The 12938-nt window shown below is 37.2% G+C and carries 21 protein-coding genes; all 21 read right to left on the bottom strand.

The window, feature by feature from the left end:
- Nucleotides 1–83: 83 nt before the first annotated feature.
- Nucleotides 84–224 carry a phage tail assembly chaperone GT gene (gpGT, locus tag IEX29_RS26940; RefSeq protein ID WP_229720406.1) on the bottom strand — a complete coding sequence of 47 codons (141 nt, stop codon included), beginning with the start codon at nucleotides 222–224 and terminating at the stop codon, nucleotides 84–86.
- A 38-nt stretch (nucleotides 225–262) separates the two neighbouring features.
- Nucleotides 263–634 carry a phage tail assembly chaperone G gene (gene gpG / locus IEX29_RS26050; protein ID WP_188738726.1) on the bottom strand — a complete coding sequence of 124 codons (372 nt, stop codon included), beginning with the start codon at nucleotides 632–634 and terminating at the stop codon, nucleotides 263–265.
- A gap of 147 nt (nucleotides 635–781) precedes the next feature.
- A complete protein-coding gene (locus IEX29_RS26045; RefSeq protein ID WP_188738724.1) occupies nucleotides 782–1390 on the bottom strand; it encodes a major tail protein in 609 nt (202 codons plus the stop codon).
- A 36-nt stretch (nucleotides 1391–1426) separates the two neighbouring features.
- Entirely contained in the window at nucleotides 1427–1828 is a 402-nt protein-coding gene (locus IEX29_RS26040; RefSeq protein ID WP_188738722.1) for a hypothetical protein, read from the bottom strand.
- Nucleotides 1828–2220 carry a hypothetical protein gene (locus tag IEX29_RS26035; protein WP_188738719.1) on the bottom strand — a complete coding sequence of 131 codons (393 nt, stop codon included), beginning with the start codon at nucleotides 2218–2220 and terminating at the stop codon, nucleotides 1828–1830. Before IEX29_RS26035 ends, IEX29_RS26040 begins: the two co-directional genes overlap by 1 nt.
- The gene (locus IEX29_RS26030; protein ID WP_188738718.1) at nucleotides 2211–2567 is read right to left on the bottom strand and encodes a phage head completion protein; all 357 of its coding nucleotides are present in this window, start codon (nucleotides 2565–2567) and stop codon (nucleotides 2211–2213) included. Before IEX29_RS26030 ends, IEX29_RS26035 begins: the two co-directional genes overlap by 10 nt.
- Before the next feature lie 4 nt (nucleotides 2568–2571).
- Nucleotides 2572–2838 (bottom strand): head-tail connector protein, encoded by a 267-nt coding sequence (locus IEX29_RS26025; RefSeq protein ID WP_229720405.1) that lies wholly within the window; start codon nucleotides 2836–2838, stop codon nucleotides 2572–2574.
- Nucleotides 2828–3709: a hypothetical protein gene (locus tag IEX29_RS26020; protein WP_188738716.1), complete on the bottom strand. Its 882-nt coding sequence runs from the start codon at nucleotides 3707–3709 to the stop codon at nucleotides 2828–2830. The genes IEX29_RS26025 and IEX29_RS26020 overlap by 11 nt, the downstream gene beginning before the upstream one ends.
- Nucleotides 3709–4068 (bottom strand): fibronectin type III domain-containing protein, encoded by a 360-nt coding sequence (locus tag IEX29_RS26015; protein ID WP_188738715.1) that lies wholly within the window; start codon nucleotides 4066–4068, stop codon nucleotides 3709–3711. Before IEX29_RS26015 ends, IEX29_RS26020 begins: the two co-directional genes overlap by 1 nt.
- A gap of 104 nt (nucleotides 4069–4172) precedes the next feature.
- On the bottom strand, nucleotides 4173–5372 hold the full coding sequence (locus tag IEX29_RS26010; protein ID WP_188738713.1) for a phage major capsid protein: 1200 nt from the start codon (nucleotides 5370–5372) through the stop codon (nucleotides 4173–4175).
- The gene (locus IEX29_RS26005) at nucleotides 5372–6142 is read right to left on the bottom strand and encodes a head maturation protease, ClpP-related (protein ID WP_188738711.1); all 771 of its coding nucleotides are present in this window, start codon (nucleotides 6140–6142) and stop codon (nucleotides 5372–5374) included. The genes IEX29_RS26010 and IEX29_RS26005 overlap by 1 nt, the downstream gene beginning before the upstream one ends.
- Complete coding sequence (locus IEX29_RS26000) at nucleotides 6129–7346, bottom strand: phage portal protein (protein ID WP_444544102.1); 1218 nt, start codon at nucleotides 7344–7346, stop codon at nucleotides 6129–6131. The genes IEX29_RS26005 and IEX29_RS26000 overlap by 14 nt, the downstream gene beginning before the upstream one ends.
- A 17-nt stretch (nucleotides 7347–7363) precedes the next feature.
- Nucleotides 7364–9157, bottom strand: a complete 1794-nt coding sequence (locus IEX29_RS25995) for a terminase large subunit (protein ID WP_373290727.1) — start codon at nucleotides 9155–9157, stop codon at nucleotides 7364–7366.
- On the bottom strand, nucleotides 9138–9590 hold the full coding sequence (locus IEX29_RS25990) for a phage terminase small subunit P27 family (protein WP_188738710.1): 453 nt from the start codon (nucleotides 9588–9590) through the stop codon (nucleotides 9138–9140). The genes IEX29_RS25995 and IEX29_RS25990 overlap by 20 nt, the downstream gene beginning before the upstream one ends.
- A 181-nt stretch (nucleotides 9591–9771) precedes the next feature.
- Nucleotides 9772–10137 carry a hypothetical protein gene (locus IEX29_RS25985; protein ID WP_188738708.1) on the bottom strand — a complete coding sequence of 122 codons (366 nt, stop codon included), beginning with the start codon at nucleotides 10135–10137 and terminating at the stop codon, nucleotides 9772–9774.
- A 17-nt stretch (nucleotides 10138–10154) separates the two neighbouring features.
- Nucleotides 10155–10361 (bottom strand): HNH endonuclease, encoded by a 207-nt coding sequence (locus IEX29_RS27290; RefSeq protein ID WP_373290726.1) that lies wholly within the window; start codon nucleotides 10359–10361, stop codon nucleotides 10155–10157.
- A gap of 142 nt (nucleotides 10362–10503) precedes the next feature.
- Nucleotides 10504–11121 (bottom strand): hypothetical protein, encoded by a 618-nt coding sequence (locus IEX29_RS25975; RefSeq protein WP_188738706.1) that lies wholly within the window; start codon nucleotides 11119–11121, stop codon nucleotides 10504–10506.
- Nucleotides 11118–11282 carry a hypothetical protein gene (locus tag IEX29_RS25970; protein ID WP_188738704.1) on the bottom strand — a complete coding sequence of 55 codons (165 nt, stop codon included), beginning with the start codon at nucleotides 11280–11282 and terminating at the stop codon, nucleotides 11118–11120. The genes IEX29_RS25975 and IEX29_RS25970 overlap by 4 nt, the downstream gene beginning before the upstream one ends.
- Entirely contained in the window at nucleotides 11279–11791 is a 513-nt protein-coding gene (locus IEX29_RS25965) for a hypothetical protein (protein ID WP_188738702.1), read from the bottom strand. Before IEX29_RS25965 ends, IEX29_RS25970 begins: the two co-directional genes overlap by 4 nt.
- 268 nt (nucleotides 11792–12059) lie before the next feature.
- Nucleotides 12060–12497 carry a DUF722 domain-containing protein gene (locus IEX29_RS25960; protein ID WP_188738701.1) on the bottom strand — a complete coding sequence of 146 codons (438 nt, stop codon included), beginning with the start codon at nucleotides 12495–12497 and terminating at the stop codon, nucleotides 12060–12062.
- Nucleotides 12498–12508: 11 nt separating this feature from the next.
- Complete coding sequence (locus IEX29_RS25955) at nucleotides 12509–12691, bottom strand: hypothetical protein (protein WP_188738699.1); 183 nt, start codon at nucleotides 12689–12691, stop codon at nucleotides 12509–12511.
- Between the last annotated feature and the right edge of the window lie 247 nt (nucleotides 12692–12938).

Genomic DNA, 12938 nt, shown 5'->3' with positions numbered 1-12938 from the left:
CCGCGTTCTACACGTAGTGTTTCTAAATCCAGTCCAATACTTAATCCTTCGATTTTTTCCAAATAGCATATACCTCCTTTCTATCAAGGTAGGTCTAAAACTGAAGTAACTCGTTTGGGTTTATTTTTTTCTTCTAAGATGTCTAAAACAAAAGTAAAGGGCATATTTAGAAATTCATTAACGTCTTTACCTTGTTCTGTCCATTCTCGAATGAGCTTGTCCATATATTCCTTTTGTTTAGCGAAAGAAAAATCCTCATCCGTTAATTCTTCTTCTCCAGGAACTTTTTTGTTTCATCATTCTGGTGACCTTGTGCAATAAATAACACTTGATCCTGTAACATGTTCATATAGTCCGGTCCATGAAATCTCTTGCGTAAATCACTGGAAGTAAATTGTCCAGCATATAATTTATTTACAACGAATTTTTCAAGCATCTCTGCAGATTCTTTTTCTTTTAATTTCTTTGCTTTTTCTTCATCTTGCATCTGATCAGCTAAATCAAGCGCTTCATACGTTACCTCAGCTGGTAAAAACGGAGAAGTCCAGTACGTGTCGAATTGGATTTCTGCACCTTTCATTGCCTCTTTTGGATTTTTTACAAGTTTAATCATATTTCTTTTTAAATTAGCCATTTTATCTATCTCCTCTTTTTTTAGTTAATAAAAACGGAGCAGAATTAACCTGCTCCGATGCTTGTTAAATCCCTGAGCTTAATTTAACCCCAGGTTAGTGATATCGTTTCGTCAGTCCTGGAATCTAAACTAAGATTTACGGGTGTATTAGGGTGTTTCTGGTTCTTCTGGTTCTGTTTCAGAGTCGGGATAAGGTTTGCCAAAGATTGCTTGGAAAATCTCATCTCGTACCTCTGTTTCTCCCGGAGCATCCTCCCCACTTAAGCGCATCACACGTTCGTTTTGAATTACGCGTGACATAAACTCTCCTTCTACTTCTTCATTACCGAATTCTATTGATTCTTCTTTAGTCGTTCCGCTTACAGAAGGCATTGTGAATTTTCCTTTTGCCAAACCATACCACCCTTTGCCGCCATCTTGATCTTCGATAGTAAAAACAATAGCTACATAAGGTGGATTGGAATCTGGACCATAAGAGCTTAACTTTCCAATTTTTTTCAACCCGAAAATTTTATCTTTGTCCTCTTGAGGTATCTTATGGAATGAACCACTTACTGTCATAGGACCATTTGATGTAGCCATTTCGGCAACTTCGCCATCACCAAATGCTTTTTCAATTTCTTGCTGTGCTTCCACAGTGATTTCCTTTAAAAATTTTACGCGCTCAATGTTATCAACTACTTTGTCTGTACTATCTAACACAGCGTAATGGAAATCGTTTACGTTAATTGATGCTTTATACGTTTTCTCTGGCATATAAATCTCTCCTTTTTTTAACTAAAAAAAAGACACCTAAAAGGCATCTAAATCTTTTCTGTATAATTTTCCTCTGTATCTTCTGGCATCCCGCCAAGTTTTTGTTCTTGAATCATATTCCGGATTCATGCTGCTCACGTGCTTAAAACGCAACTCATCCCACATTATGCTTCTGATTTCCCTTGCTATCGCATCACGTTTAGTTCTTCCATCCTCTCCCTGTGTCCACACTTCAATGTGAATGAAATAATCAGATGTAAGCCAAACATCATCCGCATAATCAGATGGAGAATCTGGATTCACTTCATCAATCACAATAATAGGACCAGATTTTTCTCCAGATTCGGGATACTCACAAAATTTGAATCTGTCCTCAACTTCTGATTGTATAAAGGGATTCGATATCAAAATTTTATAAACTTCATTTAAAATGTCCATCAAATCCCCCTTTCAATTGCTTTTCTAACAGCCCTTATATATTCTTTTTCAGCATTTTGCATTGTTCTTGCAATCGCACCCTTACCACGTGGGTTCGGATTATTTACTGTCCCCCACTCATTAAGATGGATAATGCGGTACCGATTTTTCGGGCCACGCCAATGGATTTTTATTATTCGGTTTCCACCAACTGTCATCGGCTTTGAAATCGTTATTTCATCATAACTAGCCCCAGTATCTTTCCAACTGGCAAATTGTCTTCTTAACTCTGCCACAAATACCCTTGCACCTTCTAATAGAGCCGCATCAGTAATACGTTGCATGTTTGCTTTGCCAAATCTTCTTTCTAATTCGGCTATTAATTTTTTTTGACCTGTAACCTTTACTCCCATGCCACCAACTCCGCAATAACTGTGATAAACTGCTTGTCTTGCATGTCGGGTTGTACACTTTTAACATTGTATCTTTTCCCTTTAAATGCATTATCTTTAATTTCAATATAATGTTTGTTGCTTGGGGTATAGGTTATCCTTGGATCTCTCATAACAATAGTTAAATCTTCAAGAGTTCCATTGGTTTTAGCTAATTCAATATCTTTTAACCAAACAGAATCAATCTTTGCCCAGCAGTCGTACAGCCGTTCTTTTTCATCTTCTCCTGGTTCTGGACCCTTTTTGGGGATATATTTATAAAAAGAAACGCGTGTTTTTAAATCACTTATTCTAATTCTCCTAGCCATCAAATCACCAACTTTTCAGTTGCAGAATGATAGACTGCAATCCTAGTGTTAGTTTTTGTGGCAAATCATCAGAAACACCTGTCCTGTTTTCGTACCAATGAGTTACAAGCATTAAAATCCCCAGTTTATAAAGTTGTGATTCTTGCTCTTCCACACCAGCACCAGTCAGATATTCTTTTGCTGAATCAATAAAAAGAGCAAGACTTGTATCGTCCTGCTCTCCATCAATTCTTAAATGTTCCTTTGCAAGTTTAAGCAATTCATTCATCATGCTCCACCTTCTTTACGGCTTCTACATACTTAGCAGATACCCTGTCTCTATTAACAAATGACAAATCATCATCAAACGGAGATGTATCTATATATTTCCCTTTGAAAAATAAGTCTTTGTCCTTTTCAGTTGCGCCTGCATTGTGCATGATTTTTGTTCTATGCCAACGCTCCAATGGGTCTGTTGCCCAGCAAAATTCCATTTCGTTAGATACTTTTGCACCGATATTAAAATACATCATATTCCATAACTGCGCCCACATTTCAGCTGTCCATTTTTGGATGTTAGAATCAAGGTTTTCAAAATACTTCCAAATCTTGTTAGAGTCCTCATATACCTTTTTCCAATACTCCACTGACGGATTTTTAATAAGCCATTGAGCGCCGCCAGAATTATGATTAATGGTTTCTAACGACTCAACGGTTACGCAAACGATGCTAGCCATCTCTCGAAGAACAGTCTCTCCGTTTTTGCATTGGCGGATATAATCAAGGCTTAAATATCCGTTACAGTCACTGCAATACCACACATCATTTTTTACTGGTAACTTGCGAAAATCCAATTTTTCTCGGAATATGACATCAGAATCCATATAGAAGTACTTCCCTTTTTCTCTTGATGCATCTTCTTCAAGATATTTCCACCACAGATAAGGCTTAATACTTGGAATATATGACTTATCATCACGAGAATCCTCATAAACGTGTGTTTCTACACCGTATTTATTTTTAAAATAAACAGGAATAGCATCGTCCCACTTTTGGAAAAGCAGAACGATGTTTTTTATTCCGTGCGCTTTTAAGTTTGTCAGACACACGTCTAATTCCCATTTAAACCTGTTTGTAGCAGGCTGGCATAGGATGTATTTCATTATTCATTCCCGCCTGCGTCCTCTGTCGTCGTTGTTGTCGTTGTTGGTTTCACCGTTGTTGTCGTTGTGCTAGTCGTAGTAGCTTTTGTCGTCGTTGTTGTTGTCGTCGGCTTTTCTGTCGTTGTTGTAGTAGCCTTCGTTGTTGTACTGGTCGTGGTAGGCTTGGTCGTTGTTGTTGTCGTTGCATTTGTCTTAACTATCAACGGCTCAGACAACTCACTCTCTCCATGTTCGTTTTCGGCAGATACTTGATACTTATATTCAGTATCTGCCTTTAAACCAGTGTCTTTGTATTCTTTTTTCTCCAAATCACTAGCGATTTTTTCATCGTCTCTATATACATTGTAAGTTAAAGCCATTTATAATCCCCTTCCTCTTTTTAATAGCCCTGTTTAAAGGCTAGTTCCATTTAAGCGTTGTTTGCTTATCGGTTGTACCACTAGCCTTTAAATTTACGGGCCGCTTAGGGAGTTTCCTCTTTTGCAACTTTAGCAATACGGAATGCAGAATCTAGTAAACGTTGCTGGTCATACCAAGCTGTTAAAACAAACAAATAGTTTCCTGCATCAACGTCTTTGTCGCTATCATAAGTCATAGCATCATAATTAATCTGGAAGTAGTTAAAATCACCAACAATAGGATTAATTGCACCATCTGCAAATGTAACTGGTTTCCCTAATACTTTTTCTGGCGGCGCATCGAAAAATGAAGTATTTCCATTAGATAATGCCTTAACAATTTTCATATAGTCAGCAAAACGCATCACGATTTGAGCATTATCACGATAAGCTTCGTGCAAATCTGAAATAGAATTTGTAATAGCTTCATACAAATCTTCGCCACTTACACGTTTTACATCTGATTCATTATAAAAAGACATATGGCCAAGACCTGTTTTCGGATCTTCGGAAAGCGCATCTTTCTTTTCTTTTCCAGCTAATCCAGAACGTAATGCATTATCGACAAAGCTTGTCAATTCCACATCAGAACCATGAACTACTGTATCGGAAAGTTTTACTTTCACTTTAAATTTGTTACGGCCAAATGTAGCTGTGTCACCTTTCAGTTCAATTTCTTTCGCTGTTTGTTTGTCGTCAATAAAATCATCGTCATCAATTGAATAAGCGATTTTAGGTACTTCTAACCCTTTAATTGCAGTTGTTTTAGCCACTTCGCGCAATTGATTTTTCTCGAACGGTTCATGCACCAACTCTTTTTGCATATTTGTTGGTAAGAATTTGTCTCCACCAGTTTCGTTTCCTGCCGGAATAGCAATCAGTTGCTTAGCCTCATCACTAACTGGACGGCCCTGGATAGATGCACGGATAAATTCTGCCTTAGCTTTAACCATTTTTTCTTCTTGTCTAAGACCTTCAAAACCAGCACGTTGTTGTTGTGCTTGCTGTTGGCTGAATTTCGCTTTTTGTTCTGTTTCCATTTGATCATGCTGTTCTTTAATCACATCGAAACGTGCTTTAAGGTCATCTTTGGATTTTTGTAGTTTTTGAATTTCCTCCATAGATGCAGAAGGATCAATTGCTTTTTGAGAAAGATCTCCCTCTACTTTTTGTAGTTGCTGCCCGATCGTGGACATGTTTTGCTTTAGTTCATATAATGTTTTGTCTCCAAAATGCTGTAAATCAAGTTTTAAATATTTATTCATTATAAAATTCCTCCTAAAATTGTTTTTGTATATTCTAAATTAGCTTTTGCTTCATCAGCAATTCGCTGTCTTTCTTGCATTTCTGTTGCGCTGATTTGTCGACTTGAATTGTCTTGGAACTCCTCCGGAACATCCCCATAAAGTAATGAAGGCTCTAAATTAGCAGCAACATCTTTTGTTTCTTCTAAAACCGTGATGTCAAAATATTTAGTTGCTTCCGTAGAATTCAACCAAACATCTTTTTCGCCAAGAAAATCAGACAAAACTTCATCTGTTAATTGCTCTGTTCCTTTAGACTTGTAAGCTGGAACACAAGTGCTGGATTCAATCTTATCCAACCACTCCGCTTTATCTCTTAGCACGTTTGCGTTGGCACCAAAAAGGAAATTTATCATTGGTTTATGAACCATTAGCAATGCGTTTTGATACATATAAATGTTATCTGCTGCCATTATGAGAAATGAAGCAGCAGATGCAGCTAAACCATCAATATATGCGTTAATTGTCATTCTTGATTTAGCTCTTTCTAATTGACTCATCATAGCAATAGTTGTAAAGACAGAACCGCCAGGAGAATTGATATACATGTTTAGAGTTTTTACATTTGAATCAAGAGAATCTAATTCTTTTGCAAAATCAATAATGCTTACATCTGATTCATCCCATTTATCACCAGAAACTATTTCACCATAAATAAAAACATCAGCTTCGTTTTTGCCAGCCGATGCTTTTATCTCCCAAAAATTATACTTTTTTTTATTTTTGTTCATTGTTCTCACCTCCTTTAGAGGTAGTTTTTCTATCTTTAGGGTCCATATCAATTGGGTATAGATCACCGGACACCCATAGCTTGTCAGCATTCCCGCCAACTGGTGGTAAATCCTCAAATCGTCTTACTTCATCCGGTTTCATTCCTCCGGTCCTAAGCATTGTTTGATAAAAAGCTGTTCTTGCAGCTGTATCACCTCTAAGCAAACCCATGATATTAAACTTAAAGTAATATCCTTTTTTGCGGTCTTCTTCTGAAAGTAATTTTCGGTTAAATTCCTGCTCGTATTGCGTTGTTGTAGGTGTTAACGTCATTTGTACAAACTGAATCATCATCTGTTCGTTAGAAGAATAACTCTGTCCCTCTGATTCGTTTAGAAAAGAAACAGGTACATTAAAAACATTAGCCACTCTCGTTTTGGTAATCTGTTCAGACTTCAAAGTATCAGATGCAAAATATTTTCTTTCGAGGCGATTTATTTCTACACCAGGTTCTTCAAATAAAATCCCGCCATTTTCTCGGTAAAAGTCTCTGAAACTTTCAGTAACACGCTTTTGCTTTTCTTCATCAAGATTAGCATCGTATTTTATTTTGAAACTGTCTTTCTTTTCCATTTCAGAAAGGCTAAACTCTTGAACAGCTCTGTCATATTTCAGAGTGTTTTTCAGAACTTCAATGGGGTTAATTCCTTTCCATCTAGAAGCACCAGTAATATGCTTTACATGTAGCATATTCATGTTATGGAAATAATAAGTTCCACCTACGCCAGTAATTTCATACCACAATGATTCATCATCACTATTTATAAATGGAGTGACATAAGATGGATCAATGGGAATTAGAGCCTCCGGTTGAAAACGAATGTCACGCATTATAATTGCGTATCCGTTCCCAGTTTCGTTTCTGGAAACCTCCATCTTGTTGATGAAATCAGAACGGTGCATGTTTGGATTAGGATTGTTAATAAGAACATCTGACGCTTGATTATGCTTTACATCATAATCCTGGTACATTTTCAAAGGTAAAGATGCCAATGTATTAGACAATCTTGTAATAACACTGAAAATCGTTTCATTCGTTGCCAAATTGCTATTATCAATACCCCAGAACTTGCGACCAACCCAATTGGAGAAATCATAAGTTTTCCCTTGCCATCCCAAATAAGCACCAACAACTTTTTGTTTAATTCTTTGATAAAATCTCAAATCGTAACCACCTCCTTTTATTTAAGCAAATCATTAACAGATATAAACTTTATGTTTCCTTCACCTGTTGGTTTGGATAACATGTTCATTACTTGTGTATGAGCATTCAATGCAGCTGCAAAACCGTCAATTTTACGGTTAGCGCTTTGTTTAGTAGGCATCCAGTTACTGTTACGGTCTTTTACCAGTTTTACGTTGCTTAAATACCACCTAAATATTTTACTGTTATTAAAAATTACTTTTCTATCAAGCATCATTTCCTTAAAATTTTGCATCGACCCGCCCAAAGTTAAAAACCCTTGTATTACCATTTCTGTTTGGAATCCATAATTTTCAAGAGATTTGTTTAGATAAAGAGCTTTTGCTCTGTCATATGTGATGAGTTTGATGTGATATTTATTAGATTGCTCGACAAACCAGTCATAAACATACTCATATTTAACATAATCACCAGGAATGACCGTTAAATCCCCTGCTTCTTTCCATTCATCTAGCCGTCTTTGATTTCCGTCTTTATCGTATCGCGCCTGTGGTATCCACGAGTGAGAGAGGATAAATACATCTCCATTTTCCAAAGGGAATTCAAGCGCTGCTGCCGTGAAATCTTCTGTTTCAGATAAATCATAACCACCGATACATTCTTTCCCTTCAAGTTCCTTAATATCAATGGTTTTATCATTCTTATTGATTGTTTCATTCTCAACAAAAGATAATTCATCCACATTGCTGAATAAATTGAACTGTTTTGTCATCCAATCTGCTCGTTCTTGTGGACTTTTTCTTTCTTTTTGCCAGTCGGTTACAAGATTTACGAAATCCATTAATCCTATATTCGGGTTAGCTTTTATCCATAATTCCGGGCGATCAGCTTCTTTTGGATTATCTAACTTAGCAATATAATAAAAAGTCCTCTCATCCAGATTGTCTTCCAGATTCTCAAGGCATTCTTTCCCGTTATCAAAATACTGCATCAATGGACCATCTAATACATATCCAGCTGTCGTAATGTAGATAATCAATGGCTGTTTACGAGCGCCACGAGATTTTTTTATAACATTTATAAGCTTAAAATCTTTAAACTCGTGAATTTCATCAAAAATACCAAGATGAGTGTTTAATCCATCTAATCGTTTACTGTCGGAAGCCCTTGCCTGAATCTCTGAAAATTCCTTTTCAAATTTAATCCTGTTTCTTTGTGCTTTGTATCTTTTCGAGAGAAACGGAGACTTTTCAACCATTGCCTTGGCTTCGTCAAAAAGTTCATGTGCTTGTTGTTCAGCGTTAGCAAGAACGTATATTCTCGCCCCATTTTCCTCATCAAAACCTAACATGTAGTTGGACAAACCACTAATTTTTGTTGTTTTTCCATTTTTTCGAGCAACCATGTCTAATGCTTCTCGGAAACGTCTAATCCCAGTATCCTTATGAACCCAACCAAAAAGAGACCCAATCACGAAATGTTGCCATGGCTGCAACACTAACTGATCGAAGTCTCCTTTTGATGGTTTGCATTTTTGCTCAATAAATCTTATAGGTCTATGACCCTTCTCTTCATCAAAAACCCACGGAAAATCATCACTTCCCTGTCTATCAAGGTCTCTCATGTGGCGTTTTGCTGCTGAAATGTTTTCTTTACTTGCCGGGATTGAACCATCAATTAATCTTTCGGCATACCAGGTTGTTAAAAGTTCCGGATACGGTTTTACTAAAATCCCGCCCCAACTTTTCTGTTCTTCTACATAACCCGCCCACCATCTTTCGAGTTCTGAATAGCTCATTTCAATTAACGGTTTAGAAATCGTCATCGTCATCATTGTCACCCTCTAAATTAATAGCCAATCTCGCTCTAGCTGATGGGGATAGACCTAAATCAGATGCAAAAGAACGCATTTGCGCAGCTGTATCTTTCATTCTTAAAATAAAGGGGTTCGGCTTTCCGTCAACCCACATCCCTTTCTGTTTAACTTGGCGTTTGAATGATAAGTACTGCGAGTATGCGTCACAGTAAAGAGCTAGGTGTGCAACGTCGGCATCGTTTATCAATTCGACTTCCAAAAGCAAATCTGCTACTCTTTTAAATTCTTCTTGTGCGGTTTTATCGAGCCAGGAAGGTGGAATAACATGATCCGCACTCATTTTCATCTTTTCTTCTCGCTCTGCTCTTCTTTTTAGTTCAGTAACATTCTTCTTTGCTGGATTTCCCTGCAATAGTTGCAATTTAGCTGGTTTTGTTGGTGTTGGCATGTTAACCCTCCTTTCTCTCAAAAACGTTTCACAAGCCTTAAAAATAATTGATGGGCGGTGTTATTGTAAAGAAAGCTCCCCTGCTCGGTCCCCATGGCCTCTTCCTCTTATTTTCATTGCAGGGGGGGCTATCTATCTGTCAGAGTTGTGTATGCTTTTGACGCAATTCATTTTGGTATCTTCATTCTCTGTATGAATCGTATATCTCAATTGTCTCATCGTTTAATAAAACTAATTGCTCTTCGACGGCATACTTTAATTCGAATAAATCTTCTAATGAATTAATTTCCACTATCAGACATTCGGCTCCAAATAAAGGGTTTTTTGTGCATTCGTATTTAATGCCGGCGTCATCTAATGATTTCTTATGATGCGACATATCGGATGACGAACTTAATAACTCGAATTCATTATCTTCTTTTGCATATTCAGTAATGGCAGTACTATTACATTTCGGGCATTCGAGTCTTCCTATATCTCTAGGCGATGTTTCTTCCCATCCACATTCTTCATCTAAGCAGTAACTCAATGTAAGTTTATTCTTCATCGCCTCATCACCTCTCATTAATCAATATCTTCATTAGCGGCAAAGACAACTACACCTTTAGGTATCTCCTTCTCTTCCGCCTTTCCTTTTCCCGGATGATACTTGTTGTGGCACCGATGACATAAGCATTCAAGGTTGTTAACATCCAATGCCAACTCAGGATAATCCTTTCGTTCTTTGATATGATGGACAACATCATACTTAGTTATCTTCCCTTGCCTCAAGCATCGCTGACATAAATACTTGTCCCTTATGATTACAATCTTTCTGCACCTAAGCCAAGCCTTGCTCTTATAAAAGCGTCTGGCTTCTCTGTCACGCTTATACTTGTCGTAGCGTTGCTGGCTGTTCATGGGCTTGTTGTGGTCAGTAGAGTGCATTCTCCCCAACCCTGCGTTCTATGCGATTAACAGTAGGCTGTTCATTGCCTGTCTCTTGATACTCGATGACATATTCTAATCCGCCCATATCAGTAGCTGTACCTGTTTCCCATTCAAATTGAATGTTCTTTTTATACTTAACTTCCTCACCTTTATAAATAACTTTCGGCACAGAAGATTCGTCCTCCAACTCAATGGTGAGTAATGGTTCTGTTTTCCTCTTTCCGGGTTTATCTTTAGCAAAAGTATCAACAAGTTTTGATGTGATTGAGTCTTTCTCTTTGCTTTGTTTATAAAGATTCTCATAACCACATTTCAAAGCATCGGAAACACCTATATCACTTTCGGACTTATAATATAATGTACTTATATTGACAGGGAATTTAATAGCATAATTAATATCCAATACATCAGAGACCTGTTCAGGGATTCCAAGAACATAATCACACGATACATCTGTTACTCCAGAAGGAAGCCAGTCAATATCTTCTTTGATTCTTACTCCATACTCATTCAGCAACCCATTAAACATTGATTCGGAAACATGAGGATAACGTCCTTTCAAATACTCCATCGCTTCTTTAGAAAAGAATAATTCACTCATTCTGATTCACCACTTTCACAAGAATGTAAATTCAAATCACGCTCGTTTTCTTTTGGCAACTTACCTCGACCGGCTTCATAAATTCTTTGCATTTCCGGCGTAGGTCCTTCTGTCACTGTAATTAAATTCTTGCCGTCAACTATTTTAGGTTCATTCATCATGATTCCTCCTTCACATCAGATGGATAAGAAACTTTAATGGTGGTTTCTGTTGCTTTTGTTTCCAAGTCCTTTAATGCAGCAGTGGCTTTTCTTGCTTCTCTTTGTATTGCTTTTAATCCAGTGAGTGCATCATTAAAATCAACATCTATTGTGATACTTCCAACTGATTTACTTTTATTACCTGATTCATTTGGTTCAGGCAATTCTCTTAATTGATAACTCGTACTCATTGCTGATACTCTTTTACCTATCAATCTTTGCAATAGTATTTCAACCTCATCAATTAAAACCCTGTTAATACAAGGATTTCTTAATGGCAAGTCATCTGGTGTAATTGGATAAGGAATTTCCAAATCCATTTCTTTTGCTTGTTCGTATATAATCTTCGCCATGCGTTTATCAGCGCAGAGAATATACAATTGCTCCCTGAATGCCATTCTAATTAATTCTGATGTCTTTCCACACATTCTCTTTCCTCCGATTACTTCGCACGACTTATTGTCTGCCATGATAATCATCTCCTTTTATGCAAAATAAAAAGACACCTCAATCAAGAGATGCCTCTATGTATTAATAAAAAAAGTAGTGCAGCCCTCGTAAAGAACTGCACCCAATTAAGATGTGGACGACGTATGATTTTTCCGCGGTCACACGTCTACATAGTTACTACAAATAATTGTTTCATACGCACATATAGGATGTGTTATTTAGGGAAAATCCCTATACTAGCATAATAACTGGTTTTTACACCTCAAAAGTGACATGATAGTGACATGGTTATCTCCATCCTAATACCTCCACAGTTGCTTGAATAATTTCATTTCTCCAACGCATGGCTTGTCTTTTACTTACATTCAGCTCCAGAGCTATGCCATCCCAAGTCAACTGTCTATTCTTCGACCAATACTTTAATCTTACTAACTGTTTATAATTATCTGGTAATGCATTATATACCTGGTCAATAGCATCCACAACAGCATGCAGATAAGATATCTGTTTGTTAGTAGTCAGTCTTGTTGCTAAGTTGCCAGTAGGATCACCCGGATTCCTGACAGAGTTTGAACCACCACCTGTATTTGTATCCGGCTCATCATCGAAAGGATTCATAATCGCTTCACGAAGTTTACCTATTTCCCTCACTGTATGATGGTAGTTGTACCATTCGGATTCAACTTTTTTAATAGTTATTTTCGTTGGTTTTATTGTTGTTGTCACTGAATCACCTCTTATTCAAATACTGTTCCGAGATATTTAATATCTTGTACATCTTCTGGATTGTTATCAATATCTAGAAAATAACGGTTGATTGCATTTGCAACCAAGTTGATATCTTTGTATTCTGTAACTACTTTAAAAGTGCCATCGTTGTACATTACCGTGTACGTTATTTCCCATAAATGCTTTATCATTACTTAACCACCTTCTTTACATAAACAGCCTCATACCAGCTGTGAATATGCTGCATAGGCTTTACGCAGATAAAACCCTCGTCTTCTTTGTTTCGGCATATCTGCAGGAACTTAACTTTATCCTCATGCTTCACTATGCTAATAGCTCGCATTTCTCACTACCCCGTTTAAGGCTTCGATATAAGTCCATTCGAGTGTATATAGTCTTACTTCGTCTATATTTCTTCCATCGCTAGTTTGATAGATT

The sequence above is a fragment of the Oceanobacillus neutriphilus genome, from assembly GCF_014645515.1.
Lineage (GTDB): Bacteria > Bacillota > Bacilli > Bacillales > Amphibacillaceae > Oceanobacillus > Oceanobacillus neutriphilus.
Note: the sequence above shows the minus strand (reverse complement) of the source record. Positions and strands in the feature narration are given on the sequence as shown.

Bases quoted from the DNA above. Each gene is read 5' to 3' on its own strand.
- gpGT (WP_229720406.1), bottom strand. From the start codon at position 224: ATGGACAAGCTCATTCGAGAATGGACAGAACAAGGTAAAGACGTTAAT.
- gpG (WP_188738726.1), bottom strand. From the start codon at position 634: ATGGCTAATTTAAAAAGAAATATGATTAAACTTGTAAAAAATCCAAAA.
- IEX29_RS26045 (WP_188738724.1), bottom strand. From the start codon at position 1,390: ATGCCAGAGAAAACGTATAAAGCATCAATTAACGTAAACGATTTCCAT.
- IEX29_RS26040 (WP_188738722.1), bottom strand. From the start codon at position 1,828: ATGGACATTTTAAATGAAGTTTATAAAATTTTGATATCGAATCCCTTT.
- IEX29_RS26035 (WP_188738719.1), bottom strand. From the start codon at position 2,220: ATGGGAGTAAAGGTTACAGGTCAAAAAAAATTAATAGCCGAATTAGAA.
- IEX29_RS26030 (WP_188738718.1), bottom strand. From the start codon at position 2,567: ATGGCTAGGAGAATTAGAATAAGTGATTTAAAAACACGCGTTTCTTTT.
- IEX29_RS26025 (WP_229720405.1), bottom strand. From the start codon at position 2,838: ATGATGAATGAATTGCTTAAACTTGCAAAGGAACATTTAAGAATTGAT.
- IEX29_RS26020 (WP_188738716.1), bottom strand. From the start codon at position 3,709: ATGAAATACATCCTATGCCAGCCTGCTACAAACAGGTTTAAATGGGAA.
- IEX29_RS26015 (WP_188738715.1), bottom strand. From the start codon at position 4,068: ATGGCTTTAACTTACAATGTATATAGAGACGATGAAAAAATCGCTAGT.
- IEX29_RS26010 (WP_188738713.1), bottom strand. From the start codon at position 5,372: ATGAATAAATATTTAAAACTTGATTTACAGCATTTTGGAGACAAAACA.
- IEX29_RS26005 (WP_188738711.1), bottom strand. From the start codon at position 6,142: ATGAACAAAAATAAAAAAAAGTATAATTTTTGGGAGATAAAAGCATCG.
- IEX29_RS25995 (WP_373290727.1), bottom strand. From the start codon at position 9,157: ATGACGATGACGATTTCTAAACCGTTAATTGAAATGAGCTATTCAGAA.
- IEX29_RS25990 (WP_188738710.1), bottom strand. From the start codon at position 9,590: ATGCCAACACCAACAAAACCAGCTAAATTGCAACTATTGCAGGGAAAT.
- IEX29_RS25985 (WP_188738708.1), bottom strand. From the start codon at position 10,137: ATGAAGAATAAACTTACATTGAGTTACTGCTTAGATGAAGAATGTGGA.
- IEX29_RS25975 (WP_188738706.1), bottom strand. From the start codon at position 11,121: ATGAGTGAATTATTCTTTTCTAAAGAAGCGATGGAGTATTTGAAAGGA.
- IEX29_RS25970 (WP_188738704.1), bottom strand. From the start codon at position 11,282: ATGATGAATGAACCTAAAATAGTTGACGGCAAGAATTTAATTACAGTG.
- IEX29_RS25965 (WP_188738702.1), bottom strand. From the start codon at position 11,791: ATGGCAGACAATAAGTCGTGCGAAGTAATCGGAGGAAAGAGAATGTGT.
- IEX29_RS25955 (WP_188738699.1), bottom strand. From the start codon at position 12,691: ATGATAAAGCATTTATGGGAAATAACGTACACGGTAATGTACAACGAT.